Annotated in this window: 1 pseudogene; it reads left to right on the top strand. The window is 43.5% G+C overall.

Features of this window, described 5'->3' with window-relative positions:
• Positions 1 to 73: 73 nt before the first annotated feature.
• Positions 74 to 1,284 (top strand): annotated as a pseudogene (locus tag ACFVVF_RS29165) (IS3 family transposase).
• Positions 1,285 to 1,322 lie beyond the last annotated feature (38 nt).

Below are 1,322 nucleotides of genomic sequence, written 5' to 3'. Positions count from 1 at the left end.
TGCAATTAGAATAATAAGTGGACACCTCTTAAGTGTAGAAAGATAATAAGGTTAACGAGGAGAGGTGTTCGGTATGGAAAAGCAGCCACGTAACAAGTATACAGAAGAGTTTAAGAAGCGAACGGTAAAATACATTCTAGAACAATCCAAGACCATGCCAGAGATCGCTGGAGAACTAGATATCTCGGCTGGTCTATTGCACAACTGGAAACAAAAATATCGTAGCGAGATTCAAGCAGAGATCCAAACAGAGGTCCAAGCTTCACCGGATAAAATCCGTCAATTAGAACAACAATTGCGTGACATGGAAGCTGCAAAACAAAAGCAAGATCTCGAGAATGCCGACTTACGGGAAGAACTTGAAATCTTAAAAAAGGCGCTACACATCTTCGGGAAAGAAAGGAACTGAGGTTTCAGTTCATCGAAGATCATCGCTCCGAGTTTCGGTTAGAGAAGATGTGTAGCGTACTCGATGTTTCAAGGAGCGGTTATTACAAATGGCTCACGGAGAAGTGCAATCTGAACAGCTACCAGAAGCGTCGGATGGCGCTGGTCGCACGCATTACTTGGCTTTTTCATGATTCAATCGATCGCTATGGGAGTCCGAAAATCACTTCTCTGCTTCGCAAAGAAGGCTGGAAGGTCTCAGAGCGTTTGGTAGGCAAACTCATGAAAGAGAACGGGTTGCGTTCTTGTGTAACCAAGAAATATCGGGTGAATACGACAGACTCCAATCATGACCAGCCGATCGCACCAAACCTGCTCAACCAGAACTTCGAGACAACAGCACCGAACAAAGTCTGGGTAACCGATATCACGTATATTCCTTGTCGTGAAGGTCGTATGTATCTGGCCAGTGTCCTTGATCTGTACACACGCAAGATCGTGGGTTGGAAGCTTGCCGACCGAATGACGACAGATCTTGTCCTGGCAGCCCTAGATCAAGCGTACGAAACACAGAAGCCAAAGAAAAAGCTGATTCACCATTCGGACCGAGGTTCGCAGTATGCCTCTGAGGACTATCGAAAGCGATTAAAGACGTACAAAATGAAAGCAAGTATGAGCCGCAAAGGGAATTGCTACGATAACGCTTGTATTGAGTCCTTCCACAGTGTACTGAAAAAAGAATTCGTATACTGCACGAAATTCAAGACAAAAGATCAGGCACAACAAGAGATGTTCGAGTATATCGAACTGTTTTATAACCGAAAACGAATTCATAGTTCATTGGGTTATTTATCACCCAATCAATTTGAGTTGAATTATTACAAAAAAGTAAGTTGATACACTTAAGCAGTGTCTACTTTCTTGACAGAGGTCCA

It is taken from the genome of Paenibacillus sp. NPDC058174 (genome assembly GCF_042883865.1).
Classification (GTDB): domain Bacteria; phylum Bacillota; class Bacilli; order Paenibacillales; family Paenibacillaceae; genus Pristimantibacillus.
The sequence above is the reverse complement of the archived record's forward strand: the minus strand, read 5'-3'. Positions and strand labels throughout refer to the sequence as shown.